At 65.5% G+C, this 15196-nt stretch carries 19 protein-coding genes; 8 read left to right on the forward strand and 11 right to left on the reverse strand.

The window, feature by feature from the left end; genetic code table 11:
• Positions 1-67: 67 nt before the first annotated feature.
• From PG900_RS05790 to PG900_RS05825, 8 genes are all read right to left on the reverse strand, one after another.
• Complete coding sequence (locus PG900_RS05790) at positions 68-673, reverse strand: HvfX family Cu-binding RiPP maturation protein (protein WP_270798377.1); 606 nt, start codon at positions 671-673, stop codon at positions 68-70.
• Positions 670-1464, reverse strand: a complete 795-nt coding sequence (locus PG900_RS05795; protein ID WP_270798379.1) for an HvfC/BufC family peptide modification chaperone — start codon at positions 1462-1464, stop codon at positions 670-672. Before PG900_RS05795 ends, PG900_RS05790 begins: the two co-directional genes overlap by 4 nt.
• Positions 1457-2314 carry a DUF692 domain-containing protein gene (locus PG900_RS05800; RefSeq protein WP_257684451.1) on the reverse strand — a complete coding sequence of 286 codons (858 nt, stop codon included), beginning with the start codon at positions 2312-2314 and terminating at the stop codon, positions 1457-1459. Before PG900_RS05800 ends, PG900_RS05795 begins: the two co-directional genes overlap by 8 nt.
• Positions 2302-2631 (reverse strand): hypothetical protein, encoded by a 330-nt coding sequence (locus PG900_RS05805; RefSeq protein WP_098984440.1) that lies wholly within the window; start codon positions 2629-2631, stop codon positions 2302-2304. Before PG900_RS05805 ends, PG900_RS05800 begins: the two co-directional genes overlap by 13 nt.
• Positions 2624-3583, reverse strand: coding sequence for an MBL fold metallo-hydrolase (locus PG900_RS05810; protein ID WP_257684452.1), 960 nt, complete (start codon positions 3581-3583; stop codon positions 2624-2626). Before PG900_RS05810 ends, PG900_RS05805 begins: the two co-directional genes overlap by 8 nt.
• Before the next feature lie 79 nt (positions 3584-3662).
• Positions 3663-3785, reverse strand: a complete 123-nt coding sequence (locus PG900_RS05815) for a cytochrome bd oxidase small subunit, CydX/CbdX family (protein WP_242795434.1) — start codon at positions 3783-3785, stop codon at positions 3663-3665.
• A gap of 16 nt (positions 3786-3801) precedes the next feature.
• Positions 3802-4941 carry a cytochrome d ubiquinol oxidase subunit II gene (gene cydB, locus PG900_RS05820; protein ID WP_257684453.1) on the reverse strand — a complete coding sequence of 380 codons (1140 nt, stop codon included), beginning with the start codon at positions 4939-4941 and terminating at the stop codon, positions 3802-3804.
• Positions 4941-6512 (reverse strand): cytochrome ubiquinol oxidase subunit I, encoded by a 1572-nt coding sequence (locus PG900_RS05825; protein WP_270798392.1) that lies wholly within the window; start codon positions 6510-6512, stop codon positions 4941-4943. The genes cydB and PG900_RS05825 overlap by 1 nt, the downstream gene beginning before the upstream one ends.
• Before the next feature lie 122 nt (positions 6513-6634).
• Here PG900_RS05825 and PG900_RS05830 point away from each other — a divergent pair, with 122 nt between their 5' ends.
• Positions 6635-8074: an aminotransferase-like domain-containing protein gene (locus PG900_RS05830; protein ID WP_270798395.1), complete on the forward strand. Its 1440-nt coding sequence runs from the start codon at positions 6635-6637 to the stop codon at positions 8072-8074.
• Positions 8075-8114: 40 nt separating this feature from the next.
• Here the strand turns inward: PG900_RS05830 and PG900_RS05835 are convergent, their stop codons facing one another.
• Positions 8115-8633 (reverse strand): GNAT family N-acetyltransferase, encoded by a 519-nt coding sequence (locus PG900_RS05835; RefSeq protein ID WP_080938376.1) that lies wholly within the window; start codon positions 8631-8633, stop codon positions 8115-8117.
• Positions 8634-8761: 128 nt separating this feature from the next.
• Complete coding sequence (locus tag PG900_RS05840) at positions 8762-9412, reverse strand: tellurite resistance TerB family protein (protein ID WP_270798401.1); 651 nt, start codon at positions 9410-9412, stop codon at positions 8762-8764.
• Between the two features lie 142 nt (positions 9413-9554).
• Between PG900_RS05840 and PG900_RS05845 the strand changes: the two genes are divergently transcribed.
• From PG900_RS05845 to PG900_RS05865, 5 genes are all read left to right on the forward strand, one after another.
• Entirely contained in the window at positions 9555-9866 is a 312-nt protein-coding gene (locus PG900_RS05845) for a hypothetical protein (RefSeq protein WP_016350291.1), read from the forward strand.
• 20 nt (positions 9867-9886) lie between these two features.
• Positions 9887-10357: an acyl-CoA thioesterase gene (locus tag PG900_RS05850; protein ID WP_011705527.1), complete on the forward strand. Its 471-nt coding sequence runs from the start codon at positions 9887-9889 to the stop codon at positions 10355-10357.
• A gap of 81 nt (positions 10358-10438) precedes the next feature.
• The gene (rsmS, locus tag PG900_RS05855; protein ID WP_005299504.1) at positions 10439-10594 is read left to right on the forward strand and encodes a pleiotropic regulatory protein RsmS; all 156 of its coding nucleotides are present in this window, start codon (positions 10439-10441) and stop codon (positions 10592-10594) included.
• 39 nt (positions 10595-10633) lie between these two features.
• Positions 10634-11101: a GyrI-like domain-containing protein gene (locus PG900_RS05860; RefSeq protein ID WP_257688996.1), complete on the forward strand. Its 468-nt coding sequence runs from the start codon at positions 10634-10636 to the stop codon at positions 11099-11101.
• Between the two features lie 111 nt (positions 11102-11212).
• The gene (locus PG900_RS05865; RefSeq protein WP_158197595.1) at positions 11213-12412 is read left to right on the forward strand and encodes an MFS transporter; all 1200 of its coding nucleotides are present in this window, start codon (positions 11213-11215) and stop codon (positions 12410-12412) included.
• Positions 12413-12434: 22 nt separating this feature from the next.
• Here PG900_RS05865 and PG900_RS05870 read toward each other — a convergent pair whose 3' ends face one another.
• Entirely contained in the window at positions 12435-13283 is an 849-nt protein-coding gene (locus PG900_RS05870; RefSeq protein ID WP_270831069.1) for a LysR family transcriptional regulator, read from the reverse strand.
• 110 nt (positions 13284-13393) lie between these two features.
• On the opposite strand from PG900_RS05870, the gene PG900_RS05875 reads away from it, so the two are divergent.
• Both PG900_RS05875 and PG900_RS05880 read left to right on the forward strand, forming a co-directional pair.
• The gene (locus tag PG900_RS05875; RefSeq protein WP_270831070.1) at positions 13394-13897 is read left to right on the forward strand and encodes a nucleoside deaminase; all 504 of its coding nucleotides are present in this window, start codon (positions 13394-13396) and stop codon (positions 13895-13897) included.
• Positions 13890-15110 (forward strand): cyanate transporter, encoded by a 1221-nt coding sequence (locus PG900_RS05880; RefSeq protein WP_270831071.1) that lies wholly within the window; start codon positions 13890-13892, stop codon positions 15108-15110. Before PG900_RS05875 ends, PG900_RS05880 begins: the two co-directional genes overlap by 8 nt.
• Positions 15111-15196: the final 86 nt, after the last annotated feature.

Consider the following 15196-nt stretch of genomic DNA (forward strand, 5'->3'; position numbering starts at 1 on the left):
TTCACAATAAAAACGAGCGGCTGATGCCGCTCGTCTCTCTTTCACGTTCTGTTCACTCTGTTTTTTGTTATGCAGCTTGCTGCCCAGCGTTGCCGGTCACGGCGCGCTTTAGCCAGTAATCGAGGCTGACATAGCGCCCGCCGCCGTACACCAGCAGCACCAGCAGCATCACGAAGTAGGTAGCAGCAAACTCCATCCCGTTGTTGAGCATCACAGGATCCCCAAGCTCGGTGATGTAGTTGTAACGACCGGGGAAGTTGGCGGCCAGCCACTCGATAAAGCCGTTGAGGCGCAATGTCGCCTCCATGCTGCCGGTAGCGATGGCATCCCAGCCATGCTTCCAGTGCACCATGGCGCTCGCCACGCTCATCAGGAAGATGGTAGGAATGGCCATGATACGGGTAAAGAGGCCAAGGGCGATGCAGATGCAGCCCAGCACCTCGGTGCCCGCTGCCAGAAAGGCGAGCAGGGTCGGGAACGGCAGGTTGAGCCCCCCTTCCGAGGCCGGCGCGCCAAACCAGGCAACGGTACCGGCAAAACCCATCACCTTGGAGTGGGCCCCCACATAGATGACCGGAATGAGGTAGAGGCGAATGGCCAGCAGAGCCAGAAAATCGAGCCGCTTGCACTGGGCGACTGCCCGCTCGTACCACGAAATCAGGGTGTTGTTCATGGGAATTCTCCTTGGTGTTTGCTAAATGAGGGCAAGGGGGTAGCGGGCTGGCGCTCACCCACAGGCAGCGTCAGCAGACCCAGCTGGTGAAAATGGCGCGCCCACTCGGCCAGATCAAAGTCGCTGCGAACCTGTTGCACTTGTTGCTGGAACGCGGCTTGGATGATCCCCTGCTGCGGTTGCAACAGCTGGATCAGTGCCACGTCCCATTCACGCAACCGCTGGGTCACCACCTGATGATCCGGACTGCGAAACAGGCCATAGAAGTGGTTGCTCTGCCTAGTCGGCACCACACCGCTGCGGCTAATGGCAAAGGGGAGCTCAAGCAGCTGCAGGGTGGGATTGAGCCGAAGTGGACTCTTCGCCGTCATATCCTCCCCCGGCACCGCTTGTGGTACCACCCCTTCGTCAATCTCGACACACAGGCAGGCCCACTCATACTCCAGCAGCGCCAGCCACTGCTTTGGCCAGTTGAGGGAGCCCTCGCCGTGGCGATGCTGCACATAGCGGACAAACTCGGTGGCAATATGGTGAAACTCGGGGGCATCGGCGCCGTGGTGGGCGACAAAGCCCTCCACCAGCTGCCATCTGTCCACCGGCTCCCAGTGGCCGTGGGTGAGTGGAAACACGCTCTCCAGCACCGACTCCACATTGGCGCGCACGCTGCGGGCATACTGGCTGGCGATGCCATCCTGCGGCAGCCGCACCCGGCTCGCCAGCCAGGCAGTCTGCTGCTGCATCCGCTGTGGGACCACTTTGGGCGCGGTGATCAGTGATAACCGCCTATCCATACCGCACCTCCCGCACCTGACTGTCGAGCGCCTCGCAACAGGCGCCATGCACCCGCGCCAACTCTGCCTCCAGCTCAGGCAACGGCGGCAGATGGTGATCCCGCTCCAGCAGCAGGGGGCGCAGGCCGTGGGTCTGCACCGTATAACGGGCCAGCGCCACCACCGCCTCGCACACCGGGCGACCATGCGTGTCGAGCAAGGTGCCGTCCGCCTCTTCCAGATGGCCAGCGATATGGAAGTAGCGGATCGCACTGCCCGGCAATCCGGCGATCATCCGCTTGGGGCAGTAGCCGTGATTGCGGCTGTTCACAAAAACGTTGTTGATATCGAGCAGCAGCTCGCAACCGCTGCGCGCCACCAGCTCGGCGAGAAAATCCTCCTCCGGCATCTCGTGCTCATAGCCGTGGTAGTAGGAGATATTCTCCAGCACCAGCGGGCGCGCCAGCGCCTCCTGCACCTGCTCGATCCGCGCTGCCAGATAAGGGATGTTCTCCCACTGGCGCGGCACCGGCAGCAGCTCGTAGAGATAGCCCTGCTGGTCGCGGGAAAAGCTCAGGTGCTCGCTGTAGATGTCGACACCGAACTCGTCCAGAAAGGTGCGGATCTGGCCAAGCAAAGTGCGATTGAGCGGCTGGCAATCGCCGAGCGAGAGGCTGAGGCCGTGGGCCACCAGCGGGTAACGCTCGGCCAGCTGATGCAGCTGCGCCCGCTTGGCGCCGCCGATGGCCATCCAGTTCTCCGGCGCCAGCTCGAGAAAGTCGATGCCGGGGCGGATGGGGCCGGAGCAGAGCGCATCCAGATGCTCCTGACGCAGCCCTATCCCCCGACTGCGGGAGCTTATTGGCCGCATACCCCCTCCGTCATCTTGCTGCCCTTGCGCGAGGTATCGCCATCGATCCCCTGTTCTGCCACGCCGCACTTGCCATCACGGGCACGCACCAGCCGACCCTGCGGATCGCTGTCTAAAGCCTGCTTTTCGAAGCGCTTCTCGGTGCCGCACTTGCCGGCCGCACACTTGCCGCCATGCTGTTCGCTCGGCGCCGCCTTCACCGGCGCCTCGCTCGGGGTGGCCGCCAGCGCCAGCCCGGGGGTCAGGGCGATCAGGCCGGTCATGGCGATGGAGAGAGTCAGTTTGCCGGTGCTCTTGTTGTTGCTTGCATTACTCATGGTTGGACTCCTTGACGGATGAGACGGGGTAGCTGGAGAGATCGCGGGCGGCCACCACCTGGCCGTGGAACTGCTGCTTGACGATGGCCATCGCCTCCTTCTTGTGATGAAGGCCGACCCCCATCCAGTGGTTCAGTACCAGCAGCCTGGGGTTCACCTCAGCGGCAATCCTGGCCACCACAGATGGCTTGGCATGGAGCGAGGCGGAAACCGGGTCGGCCCCTTCGTGGATGGCGAGCGGCATCACCAGGATGTCGGCCCCCTTGGCAAACGGCACAAAGGCCGGGTTGCTGCCGTTCTGATCCGCCGAAATGACGATGGTCCCCTCGGCGCTCTCGATGCGATAGGCCAGACAGGGCACATCTCCGTGGGGGATGCCAAGCGCCGTGATGGTCAAGCCGTCCTGCTGATAGACCTGATGGGGCTGGGGTGTCTGGTAGGGCACATCGTGCAATGTGATGGGGAAGAGGCCATCGCTGCCATCCTTGAAGCCGCTCAGGTAGGCATAGGCGCCCTTGTCCGGGTTGAACAGGGCGTCAAAGTAGCCGCTCATGCTGGGAAAGGCCGAGCCGGCTTGCGGCCCCGCCAAGTCGAGCGGATCGCTGCGCTTGAAGAAGTAGGCCCCCTTGAGCAGAGCCGGCAAATCGGTCACATGGTCGGTGTGAAAGTGGGTGATGCCGATGAAATCGACCTCCTCGAGCTTGGCGCCCGCCTGGCCGAAGCGCAGATAGACGCCGCCACCAGCATCGATCAGGATGCGCGATTTGCCTTTCCACCAGATCACCTCGCTCGAGGAGGCGCGCAGATCGTCGGAGATGGGGCCGCCGCTGCCGAGTACTTGCAGGGTGAATGCCTTGTCCAATGGCGTCAGTTGTACGGGCTCGGCCCAGGCCGGCGCGGTGGCAAGCGCGCAGCCGATGGCCAGCGTGACCGCTTTCAGTGTCTGTTTCATATCGGATTACCTGTCGGTTGGATGACAAGAGAAAGGGGCCGGGGCGAGGCAGTACGTGCCTCCCCCCGGCCGAGGGGGATCAGGAGCGGGACTGAGCGTCGTCCCGTTCATCGGCTGCCCAGCGCGCTTCCAGCCAGAGCAGGTTGCACAGGCCCAGCAGCAGGGCGAAGCCCAGGCCCAAAATCCAGGTGAAGTACCACATAGCGGCTCCCTTGGGGTCAGTAGAGTTGATGGCTATTGCGCTTGATGCCGGCACGATCCAGCTTGCCGCGCACCACCCGGTAGACCCAGCCGGTATAGCCGAGGTTGATGGGCATCAGCACCAGCACGATCCCGAACATGATGGCCAGGGTCTTGAAGCTGGAAGTGCCGTCCCACAGGGTCAGGCTGCTCACCGGATCCAACGACGAGGGCAGCACGAAGGGGAACAGGGCGATGGCCACCGAGCAGAGCATGGCGGCGCAGGCCAGGCCGCTGGCCAGCAGCGCCAGCCGGCCCTTCTCCAGCCAGGCAGCGATGCCGCTGGCCAGCGGTGCCAGGGCGCCAGTGAGCGGCACCAACCACAGCAACGGGTAGTCGAAGTAGTTGCCAAGCCAGCCGCTGGCGTGGGGGATAACCCCCTTCATCAGCGGACTGATGGCGACATTGGGGTCAAAGGGCTGGCCCGCCAGGCCGGTCAGCTGATAACCCGGCAACCCCAAGAGATGCCAGCCGGCCAGCAGATAGCAGAGGGTCACCAGAGGTGCCAGCAGGATGGCGAGGCCACGGGCGCGCAGTGCCGGAGTCCCCTCCACCTTGGCTTGCAGGAAGCCGGCGCCGTGCAGCAGCAGCAGGCTCACCCCCGTCGCCACCACGCTGACAAGCCAGCCCCAGTGGAAGTCGAAGGCCCCGTAATGCAGGCGCAGTGCGCTGTCGAAGCGAAACGGCAGACCCTGCATCACCAGCGCGATGGCGGCAGAGAGCACCAGGGTCGGCACCAGACCACCGGCCACCAGGGCCCGGTCCCACCAGCGGCGCCACACGGGATCGGCGAGCTTGCTGCGATAGTCAAAACCGACCGGACGCAGGAAGAGGCCGAGCAGCAGCACTATCATCGGCACATAGAGCGCCGAGAAGGCGGCGGCGTAGACCAGCGGCCAGGCGGCGAACAAGGCGCCGGCGCCGGCAATGAGCCACACCTGGTTGCCCTCCCACACCGGCCCCACGCTGTTGATCACCAGCCGCCGGTCTTCATCCTCTTTCGATACCACCGGCAGTAGCATGGCGATGCCGAGGTCGAAGCCATCCATCACGATGAAGCCGACCAGCATGAACAGCACCAGCCCCCACCAGATGAGTTTCAGGGTTTCATAATCCATCAGGCGATCCTCGCAAGTTCAGGTTGTTCACCGTTGTAGCGGCCGGTATGCAGAACGGCTGGCCCCTGGTGGATCACGCGGCGCAGCAGGAACAGCTCCACCACCAGCAGGCAGGAGTAAATGAGACAGATGGCGATCAGGCTGAACCAAAGCTGGCCCGGCTGCAGCAAGGAGACCGAGGCCGACACCGGCAGCACGTCGCTGATGGTCCAAGGCTGGCGACCGAACTCGGCCACGAACCAGCCGGCCTCGATAGCAATCCAGGGCAACGGAATGCTCCACAACAGCGCCTTGAGCAGGCGGGGCGAGGCGAGCAGCCGGTTGCGGCACAGCTGGACGAAGCCTGCCACGAACAGCCCGAGCATCACGACGCCCAACCCGACCATGATCCGGAAGCCCCAGAACAGCGGCGCGACCTGCGGCACCGAATCTTCCACCGCCCTGGCGATCTCGGCCTCACCGGCCTTGGCGATGTTGCTGGCATAGGGGGTGAGCAGCAGCCCGTAGCCGAGATCCTGACCGTGCCGATCGAACAGCGCGCGATTCTCGGCCGAGTCGTTGCCGGCGCGGATCTGCTCGAGCGCCCCGGCGGCCACCATGCCGCTGCGAATGCGGGTCTCGTGCTGCACCTTGAGATCCTTGATGCCGGTCACCGCCTCATCGAGGGAGCGGGTGGCTATGATGCCCATCAGATAGGGGATCTTGACCGCGGCATGGGTGGTCTCGGCGCCCTGATCCGGGAAGCCGAACAGGGTGAATGACGCAGGTGCAGGCTCTGTCTCCCACTCCGCCTCGATGGCGGCGAGCTTGACCTTCTGCACCTCACCGGTGCGATAACCGGACTCGTCTCCCAGCACGATCACCGAAAGGATGGCGGCAAGGCCGAAACCGGAGGCGATGGCGAAGGAGCGCAGGGCAAAGCGCACCTCCATTCGGCGCAGCAGATACCAGCTGCTCACCCCCATCACGAACAGGGACGCCGCCACATAACCCGCCGCCACCGTATGCACGAACTTGACCTGGGCCACCGGGTTGAAGATCACCGCGGCTATGTCCACCAGCTCCATGCGCTGGGTCACCAGATTGAACTCGGCCCCCACAGGATTCTGCATCCAGCCGTTGCCGATGAGGATCCAGAGTGCGGAGAGGTTGGAGCCGAGCGCCACCAGCATGGTCACCAGCAGGTGTTGACCACGGGAGAGCTTGTCCCAGCCGAAGAAGAACAGACCCACCAGAGTCGACTCGAGGAAGAAGGCCATCAGCCCCTCCACCGCCAGCGGGGTGCCGAAGATGTCCCCCACATACTGGGAGTAGTAGGCCCAGTTGGTGCCGAACTGGAACTCCAGGGTGATGCCTGTGGTCACCCCCATCACGAAGTTGATGCCAAACAGCTTGCCCCAGAAACGGGTGATGTCCTGATAGATCACCTTGCCGGTCATCACATAGGCCGACTCGGCGATCACCAGGATCCAGGACAGCCCCAGCGTGAGGGGCACAAACAGGAAGTGGAACATGGCCGTGGCGCCAAATTGCAGGCGCGACAGGCTGACCACGTCATCCGGATTGATCATGCGTCACTCTCTTTTGTTGTATTTACCTTGCACGTTTTGTGCGTGACAAGTACACCACAGAGCATGACACCTATAACAGATGCAGTTATATTGAATTACACCTATAACAGTTGTCCTATCGCATGTCACTTTACCGTCAGTTGGCCGACCGCCTGCAACAGCAGATTGAAGCCGGGGTATGGCAACCCGGCGAGCGCATCCCCTCCATCCGCCAGAGCTGCAAGACACATGGCCTCAGCCCCATGACTGTGTTGCAGGCTTATCAGTTGCTGGAGAGCCAGGGGCGGATCCTCGCCCGTCCCCAGTCCGGCTACTACGTCAAGGCCGCCCCCTCCCGCCCGGCCGTCAGCCTGCCCCAACAGGCCCACTACAGCGGCTCGGTGGACATCAACGATCTGGTGTTCGAGGTGTTGCAGGCGAGCAAGTCGCGGGAACTGGTGCCGCTCGGCATGTCGGTGGCCGACCCCACCCTGTTCCCTCATCCCCAGCTCGGGCGGGCGCTGGCCGGCTGCATGCGCCGGCTCGACCCCTTCAGCACGGTGGCAGATCTGCCCCCCGGCAACGAGGCGCTGCGCCGGGCCATCGCCCAGCGCTACGCCGGCGAGGGGCTGGCGGTCGACCCCCAGCAGATCATCATCACCACCGGCGCCATGGAGGCGCTCTCCCTCAGCCTGCAGGTGCTGACCGAGCCCGGCGACTGGGTGGTGGTGGAGTCCCCCACCTTCTACGGCGCCCTGCAGGCCATCGAGCGACTCAAGCTCAATGCGGTGGAGATCCCGGTGATCCCGGGGGTGGGCATCGATCTCGCCCTGCTGGAGGAGGCGCTGGCCCAGCGCCCCATCAAGGCGTGCTGGTTGATGGGCAATGTCCAGCATCCGCTCGGTCACACCATGCCGGATGGCCACAAGCAGGCGCTGATGACGCTGCTCAACCGGCGCGGGGTGGCACTGGTGGAGGACGACGTCTATGCCGAGGTCTACTTCGGCCGCGAGCGGCCAAGGCCCATCAAGTATTGGGATGCCAGTGGCGACAGCCTGCTGTGCAGCTCCTTTTCCAAGTGCCTGGCGCCCGGCTTTCGGGTTGGCTGGGTGGTGGCCGGCCGCCACGCCGAGCGGGTGCAGCGACTGCAGCTGATGTCGACCCTCTCCACCAATGTGCCAAGCCAGCTGGCGCTGGCCGACATGCTGCTCAACGGCGGCGTCGATGCCCACTTTCGCCGGCTGCGCCACACCCTGGCCCAGCGCCAGCAGCAGATGCGGGCGGCCCTGCTGCGCCTGCTGCCGGGGGAAGTGAGCATCTCCTCCCCCGATGGCGGCTACTTTCTCTGGCTCGAATTTGACCCGCGCCTCGACAGCCGCGCCCTGCACGCCCAGGCGCTGGCCAGCGGTTTCTCACTGGCCCCCGGCGCCCTCTTCTCCAGCAAGGGGCTGCACAACCACTGTCTGCGCCTCAACAGCTCCCATCCCTGGAGCGAGCAGCTGGAGGCGGCCCTCACCCGGTTGGCCGAGCTCATTCACCAACAGCTGGACTCAGCTCCCGCCAAAGACCAAAAGGCCCCATGACGGGGCCTGTTCCTTGCGAAATTATCTGATTGAAACGGGCTTATCTGGCCATAGTCTGTGACAACATCTTGAACCCCAACGCCTCGTAGAGTGCCTTGGCCCGTTCGTTGAACGACATCACCTCCAGCCGGATCTGGTGGGCACCGTGCGCCTTGCCCCACTCGTCGCAATGGGCGATCAGCGCCTTGCCGATGCCTTGGGAGCGGCGCCCCTCATCGACCACCACGGTGCCGATGCGGCAGATGGGCTCTTTGCTGAGAAACGGGATGGTCTCGTTGATATCGATGCGGGCGGTCAAAAAGCCCACCACGGCCCCCTCCTGCTCGGCAACACAAAACAACCGCCCTTCGGCAGCGATGGCCGCCAGCAAGAAAGTCCGCTCCTCGGGGGATGGAGGGCAAAAGACCTGCGGGGCCTGCTCGAAGTGGATCTCTCCTATCTGCCGGTTCAGCTCGAGGATGGCGTCGATGTCCTGCTCTTGTGCCTTGCGTATTTCCAATGAATGCTCCTTGCCTCTGTGTCCTGGCGATGATGTGCCTGAGCGATGAGACGGTCTCATCTGCTCCCTTTTGGCCGAAGAGCCATCATAGTGGCTGCCCGCGCTAATAAGAAGTGCAGTGACTAGTGACCAGACACAACAAGGCCCCGTAACGGGGCCTCATCGACAATCCTTGTCCCTGGTGGGGTTCAGGCCGGCTGCGCCAACTGGGCCACCTGCCGCTCTATGCTGCCTTTGAGGTTGTCATCAAGCTTGAGGGCGCGCGCCAGCTCGTCCAGATAACCGTGCTCCATAAAGTGATCTACCTCGATGGCGAGCAGGGAGGCGAGGTAGACCTCGGTCGCCAGCTCCATGTCGGTCACTTCCCGCGCCAGGGCGTGGGGGTCGAGCGGGCGGGCCAGCTCGGCATCAATCCAGCGGGCCGCATCGCTCTGCCCCTGCTCGGTCAGGTACTGCTGGATCTTCTGGCGCTCGTCGCCGTCGATATGACCGTCGGCCCGGGCTGCCGCCACCATGGCGCGCACCAGAAGGGCTGCTCTGGCATCCAGCGCGTTGCCTTGCAGGGTATCGAGCGGCTGGGTCGGCTGGGCCGGGCTTGACTGCTGGGCCTGCCAATCCTGATAGAGCTTGTAGGCCAGCCCGCCGAGCGCCGCCGCGCCCCCCACCGCCGCCACCTTGCCGCCATATTTGCGCATCTTCTTGTTGCCAAGCAGCAGGGCCATGGCGCCGGCCGCGAGGCCCCCTTGCGCCATCCCCTTCATCTGCGCCTTGCGGCTGTCGCCGCCTTCGTTGAGCCAGCCTTTGCCAGCGCCCAACAACTGATCAAGCATCTGTTTCATCATGACTCCTCGCAATTGACTCTCCCATGCTTGCGCCGGGCCGATGAACCAAGAGTGAATGAGGCCCCATTATCGCAGCACAGCCTGTGCATCCCGTCGCCATTCGCGGTATACCTGAAACAGGTCAACAAGGAGCAACCGGATGCGCACCCTCACCCCATGGATCCCCCTCGGCCTGGCCCTGCTGTGCGGCCCCGCCCATGCCGCCAGCGAGCTCGATCGCCCCGCCCAGCAAGCCAAGCTGGATGCCGCCTGCCAGCAGGCCCAGCAGCAGCTGGTCGAGCAGGGCAAGCAACAGCGGATCGACGCCTGCATCAAGGCGGGCGGCAAGGCCGCCAAATGCCAGCAGGAGTTCGCCAGTTTTGGTCAGCGCGAGGGCAACAAGCGGCCCGACCTCAACAACCTGGCACCCTGCCAGCAGGCTGACGCCTATCGCAAGAGCTACCGACAATGACCCTCAATCAAGGAGCACCCATGACCCCACCCCGCGAGCTGACCCTGCAGTTTCTGGCCGAGCCCGCCGACGTCAACTTCGGTGGCAAGGTACACGGCGGCATGGTGATGAAGTGGATCGATCAGGCGGGCTACGCCTGCGCCGCCGGCTGGTGCGGCGGCTACGCGGTGACCGTCTACGTGGGGGGGATCCGCTTTTTGCGCCCCATCCAGATAGGCCAGCTGGTGGAGGTGCACGCCCAGGTGATCCACACAGGCACCACCAGCATGCACCTGGCGGTGGATGTCTACAGCCGCCATCCGGCCAGCCGGGAGCGCCACAAGACCACCCACTGCATCATCATCTTCGTGGCCATGGACGAGAGCGGCAAACCGACCCCGGTGCCCCAGTGGCAACCGCAAAACGAGAGCGATCGGCAGTTGCAGCAGTACGCCCTCAAATTGATGGCCCTGCGCGAGCAGATCGAGCAGGAGATGCGCCAGCACCTCTAGCCGGGTCGCCCGCAACACCAGACAGGTCCCCATCCGGGAGCGGCCCTGTATAATGGCGTTTTCCCCTTTACGGAGTCTGTCATGTCATTGGAAACTGCCCCGCCCGAGGTTCAGCTCGCGGTGGATCTCATCGAACTGCTGGAGACCAACCGGATTGAGCCGGCCCTCGCCCTGGCGGCGCTGGCTATCGTCTCCGCGGACTATCAGCGCAAGCTCAACGAAGGCAAGGAGTGCTGAGCGCGCAGCGCTGCCACCCCATCCTGCCCAGGAGGTGTCATGACAGATCCCATCCGTATTGAAACCGGCCGCCCCATGCTGCTTGGCGGCCTGCGTCGTCACCATGCCTTCGCCCACGCCGACTTCGGCGGCCAATGGCGCGATTTCAGCGCCCTCGGCCCGCTGCCGGGCCAGCTGGGCGAGCATGCCTATGGTGTCATCTGCGGCGTGACCTCCACCGAGTGCGAATACATGTGTGCGGTGGAGGTCGCCGCGCTGGAGGTGCTGCCCAAGACACTGGGGCGGATGCGCATCGAGCCCCAGACCTATGCCGTCTTCCTGCATCAGGGACATGTCTCGACCATGCCGCACACCTGGCAGCAGGCGCTGGACTGGCTGGCGCAGTCCGCTTACCAGTCGGCCCACAAGCCCGATTTCGAGCGCTATGGCGCCGCCTTTGACCCGGAGACCGGCAGCGGCGAGGTCGAACTCTGGCTCGCCGTGCTGCCGCGCCAGGCCATCGCCTGAGCATTCCGCGCTCTCTGTCCTGATAAACCGGCAAGGTTTAACCCAGACGAGGGGCTGACTCGGCGCACGGGCAGTGCAAGGATATGGCTCCCTTACTGCCCGAGAGTTGTTATGGATAACCAGGAATGTCTCGACCAGGCCGGTCTCTGGAGCCGCTCCGCCCGCATCATGACGCTGGCCTGCCTCATCGTCTTCATGGCCCAGATGGCCACCACCGTTTACCTCCCCTCCCTGCCCGTGGTGATGACGGATCTCGCCATGACCCGGCAAGGGGCCGAGCTCTCCATCTCGTTGTTCGTCATCGGCGCCGCCCTGCCGGTGCTGTTCTGGGGCGCCGCCGCCGATCGCTACGGCCGCCGGCTGCCCCTCGCCCTGTCACTCTTGCTGTTTGTCGGCCTCAGCCTGCTGCTGGCCACCACCAGCCAGGGGCCGCTGCTGCTGATCCTGCGCACCCTGCAAGGGGTGGCGGCCGGCGGGGCGGCTATCATCGCCCGCATCCTGGTGCGGGATCACTGGCACGGGGATGAGCTGGCGCGCCGCCTCTCGGTGCTCTCCATCGCCTTCATCACCGCCCTCGGCGGCGGTCAATGGATAGGCGGCCTCATCAGCCGTTATGCCCATTGGCAGCTGGGATTCGTGCTGATGGCCGGGGTCGGTGTGCTGGCGCTGCTCTTGATGAGCAGCCTGCCGCTGCAGGGGCCCAATCCGGCGGCGGCGAGCGGTGGCATGTGGGCCCGTTACGCCAGCCTGCTGCGCCGCCCCGGCTTTTTCTGGCCGGCCTGCGCCGGCGGCATCGGCTTTGCCATCACGGTGACCCTGCAGGAGGTGAGCCCCTTCGTGCTGCAGCAGGGGTTTGCCCTCGAGGTCACCACCTTCGGCAGCCTGGGGTTGCTGATCGGTATCGCCTACTTCGCCGGCGCCATGACGGTCAACCGGCGGGTCGCCCGGGTGGGAGGCCGCCAGCTGATGCGCCAGGGGGCCGCACTCATACTGCTGGCGGCCAGCGGCATGCTGCTGCTCTGGGCGCTGGGCGCCCTGCAGGGCAGCGGCGGATTGGTGGCCATGATGACCTGCTACTGCCTCATCATCTTCGGGCAGGCGGTGCTCTTTCCCAACAGCATGGCGCTGGCGGTGAGCGATGGCCGCGAGCACGGCGCCTACGCCATGGCCCTGTGCGGCTTCCTGCAGCAGGGAGTGGCCGGGGTGGCTGCCGCCGGCGCCACCCTGGTGAGCCATCACGGTGCCTGGGCCCCGCTCGTCTTCACCCTGGCGCTTATCACTCTGCTTATCGTGCGCACCAGGGTGCGCTAAGCAGGCATCTGCCTGTGTCCCCTCACCGCTCAGCGGGCCCCATCACCCGCTCACACAGACTGATGAGGGCCTCGCAGAGCCGAGTGAGCGGCTCGCCGCGCTCCGCCCCCAGGTGCAGCGCCAGCTCCACCGGCGCCACCGCCGGCCAGTGGGTCAGCTCCCGCTGATCCGGCTGCAGCAAGCGCCGGGGCAACAGGCTGACCCCGATCCCGGCGCTCACCGCCCCCTGCAGGCTGGCCAGGCTGGCGCTGACGTAGGCGATGCGCCAGCGCCGCCCCATCCCGTCGAGTGCCTCGGTCACCTGCCGCCGATAGAGCCCTTCGCTCGGGAACACCACCAGCGGCAAGGGATCCCGCTCGCTGGCGGGCCAGGCACGGCTGTCGACCCAGGCCAGCGGCTCGCGCCAGCAGGCGCGCGGCGCCCCCTGTCCCCGCGCCTGTTTGACCAGCGCCAAGTCCAGCTCGCCGGCCTCGAAGCGCTGCCAGATCTCGTGGCTGAGGCCGCTGTGCACCTCCAGCCGCACCTGCGGGTAATCGCGGGCAAAGGCAGCCAGCACTGGGGCGATGGCGCCGGCGGCAAAATCCTCCGGTACCCCCAGGCTCAGCTGCAGGCTGGCCTCGGCCACCTGCTCCTCGGCCCGGACCAGCAAGGCCAGGATACTGCGGGCCAGCCCCAGCAGCTTCTCCCCCTCTGCCGTGGTCACCACCTGGCGACCGGAGCGGTCCAGCAGCGGGCAGCCGAGCTGCTGCTCGAGCCGCCGCATCTGCTGGCTGATGGTGGATTGGGTGAGGTGCACCCGTTCACCGGCACGGGTAAAACTGCCGCTGTCGACGATGGCGACAAAGCTGCGCAGCAAGAGGGGATCCAGCATGGCGACTCCATTTACAAAACCACTGGATGTCATTCTATCATTTAATTTCCCCATGACTGATTCCCCCGCTAGGCTGGTCTCCTCCCATCCCCTTGCCTCGAGGATCCGTCATGCCCCACTCCCTTGCCGAACCCGCCGGCTCACGCCTGATCGCGTCGCTGACCGCCAACCCCAGCCATCAGGAGTGGCTGGAGCAGGCACTGCAACTGGCACTCCATAACCGCCAGCAGGGAGGCCGCCCCTTTGCCGCCCTGCTGGTGCAAGGCAACCAGCTGGTGACCAGCGCCGTCAACGGCATGCACCAGGATGGCGACCCCACCCGCCACGCCGAGCTGGAAGCCCTGCGCCAGGCCAGCCAGGTCGGGCCGCTGGCGGGCGCCATCGTCTACGCCAGCGGTCACCCCTGCCCCATGTGCTTGAGCGCCCTGGTGATGAACGGCATTGCCGCCGTCTATTACGCCTTCGATAACGAAGATGCAGCCCCGTTCGGCTTTGACAGCACGGCCGCCTACCAGAAACTGGGCCTGCCCCTCGCGCCAGCCCCCCTGCCGCTTATCAAGCTGCCGAGCCCGCTGGCCGCCGCCGAGCTCTATGGTGCACCAGACCATGCTTAAGGCCCGCATCGATGCGCACCAGCAGCAGGCCCTGCTGGTGCTGGTGATCCTGATTGGGCTCAACCTGCGGCCGTTTCTCACCGCCATCGGCCCCTTGAGCCGCGACATTGCCGAGGCGCTCGGGCTTGGCATGGATACCCTGGCCTGGCTGACCCTGCTGCCGCTCTGGCTCATCGGCGGCGGCGTGCTGCTCACCCCGGCCCTGCGCAGTCGCACCGGGCCGCGTCAGCTGCTGGGGGCGGCCCTGCTGCTGCTGGGCATGGGCAGCGCCATCCGCTTCGAGGCGGCCAGCGGCGCCCTGCTCATCGCCAGCGCCGCCCTCTGCGGGCTGGGTTCGGCCCTGGTGCAGGGGGTACTGCCCGGCCTCATCAAGCAGGCGTTTGCGCAGAAGGTGCCGCTGGTGATGGGCATCTTCTCGGCCTGTATGATGGGGGGCGGGGCGCTGGGTGCCAGCCTCACCCCACAGCTCGCCGCCCGGCTCGACTGGTCCCAGGCGCTAGCGCTGTGGAGCCTGCCGGTGCTGCTGGCCATGGGCTGGCTCGGCTGGCGAGTACGACTGCCCGCGACACCGGTGGTAGTGTCCGGTGGCGGCGAGCAGCGCCTCATCAGCCTGCCCCGCAGCTGGCTGCTGATAAGCTGCTTTGGCATCATCAACAGCGGTTACGGCATCGTCGTGGCCTGGCTGGCACCGGCCTACATGGCGCAGGGCTGGAGCCCCCAGCAGGGAGGCGAGCTGGTGGCCTGGCTGGCGCTGGCCCAGACCGTGAGCGGCCTCGGCCTGCCGCTGCTGGCCGCCCGCCGGCTCGACCGGCGGCCCTGGATGGGCTTGGCCATCGCCATGCAACTGGCGGGCTTTGGCGGCCTCTGGCTGGCGCCGACTGCCGCCCCCATCCTCTGGTGCATGTTGTGCGGCGCCGGGCTTGGCGGCAGCTTCTCCCTCATCATGGTCATCGCGCTCGATCACCTGCCGGATCCGCGCCGTGCCGGCACCCTCAGCGCCCTGATGCAGGGATTCGGCTTCATGCTGGCGGCCACCGGCCCCTGGGTAGCGGCCCGCCTGCATCACCTGAGCGGTGACTTCGCCGCCGCCTGGCAGTGGCAGCTGGCCGGTCTAGTGCTGATGAGCCTGCTGGTTCTGCGCCTGGATCCGCGCCGCTACCCCAGCGCCATGAAGCTGGCCACACCGTCTCCCGCCCCCACTCCCATCAGCTGATCTGTGCTTGCCTCCTCTTTCCCGAATGAGGAGGCAAGCTCACCACCCTCCAGCCTCTCCCCATTCCTTGCTCGCTTTCCGGTATC

Source organism: Aeromonas sp. QDB03 (assembly GCF_027707985.1).
GTDB classification, from domain to species: domain Bacteria; phylum Pseudomonadota; class Gammaproteobacteria; order Enterobacterales; family Aeromonadaceae; genus Aeromonas; species Aeromonas hydrophila.

What these genes read in the sequence shown, in the direction of transcription:
- PG900_RS05880 (WP_270831071.1), top strand. Translation starts at nt 13,890, where the DNA reads ATGCTTAAGGCCCGCATCGATGCGCACCAGCAGCAGGCCCTGCTGGTG.
- PG900_RS05850 (WP_011705527.1), top strand. Translation starts at nt 9,887, where the DNA reads ATGACCCCACCCCGCGAGCTGACCCTGCAGTTTCTGGCCGAGCCCGCC.
- PG900_RS05875 (WP_270831070.1), top strand. Translation starts at nt 13,394, where the DNA reads ATGCCCCACTCCCTTGCCGAACCCGCCGGCTCACGCCTGATCGCGTCG.
- PG900_RS05795 (WP_270798379.1), bottom strand. Translation starts at nt 1,464, where the DNA reads ATGGATAGGCGGTTATCACTGATCACCGCGCCCAAAGTGGTCCCACAG.
- PG900_RS05840 (WP_270798401.1), bottom strand. Translation starts at nt 9,412, where the DNA reads ATGAAACAGATGCTTGATCAGTTGTTGGGCGCTGGCAAAGGCTGGCTC.
- PG900_RS05805 (WP_098984440.1), bottom strand. Translation starts at nt 2,631, where the DNA reads ATGAGTAATGCAAGCAACAACAAGAGCACCGGCAAACTGACTCTCTCC.
- PG900_RS05865 (WP_158197595.1), top strand. Translation starts at nt 11,213, where the DNA reads ATGGATAACCAGGAATGTCTCGACCAGGCCGGTCTCTGGAGCCGCTCC.
- PG900_RS05870 (WP_270831069.1), bottom strand. Translation starts at nt 13,283, where the DNA reads ATGCTGGATCCCCTCTTGCTGCGCAGCTTTGTCGCCATCGTCGACAGC.
- PG900_RS05810 (WP_257684452.1), bottom strand. Translation starts at nt 3,583, where the DNA reads ATGAAACAGACACTGAAAGCGGTCACGCTGGCCATCGGCTGCGCGCTT.
- PG900_RS05815 (WP_242795434.1), bottom strand. Translation starts at nt 3,785, where the DNA reads ATGTGGTACTTCACCTGGATTTTGGGCCTGGGCTTCGCCCTGCTGCTG.
- PG900_RS05800 (WP_257684451.1), bottom strand. Translation starts at nt 2,314, where the DNA reads ATGCGGCCAATAAGCTCCCGCAGTCGGGGGATAGGGCTGCGTCAGGAG.
- PG900_RS05825 (WP_270798392.1), bottom strand. Translation starts at nt 6,512, where the DNA reads ATGATCAATCCGGATGACGTGGTCAGCCTGTCGCGCCTGCAATTTGGC.
- rsmS (WP_005299504.1), top strand. Translation starts at nt 10,439, where the DNA reads ATGTCATTGGAAACTGCCCCGCCCGAGGTTCAGCTCGCGGTGGATCTC.
- PG900_RS05790 (WP_270798377.1), bottom strand. Translation starts at nt 673, where the DNA reads ATGAACAACACCCTGATTTCGTGGTACGAGCGGGCAGTCGCCCAGTGC.
- PG900_RS05845 (WP_016350291.1), top strand. Translation starts at nt 9,555, where the DNA reads ATGCGCACCCTCACCCCATGGATCCCCCTCGGCCTGGCCCTGCTGTGC.
- PG900_RS05830 (WP_270798395.1), top strand. Translation starts at nt 6,635, where the DNA reads ATGTCACTTTACCGTCAGTTGGCCGACCGCCTGCAACAGCAGATTGAA.
- cydB (WP_257684453.1), bottom strand. Translation starts at nt 4,941, where the DNA reads ATGGATTATGAAACCCTGAAACTCATCTGGTGGGGGCTGGTGCTGTTC.
- PG900_RS05835 (WP_080938376.1), bottom strand. Translation starts at nt 8,633, where the DNA reads ATGAGACCGTCTCATCGCTCAGGCACATCATCGCCAGGACACAGAGGC.
- PG900_RS05860 (WP_257688996.1), top strand. Translation starts at nt 10,634, where the DNA reads ATGACAGATCCCATCCGTATTGAAACCGGCCGCCCCATGCTGCTTGGC.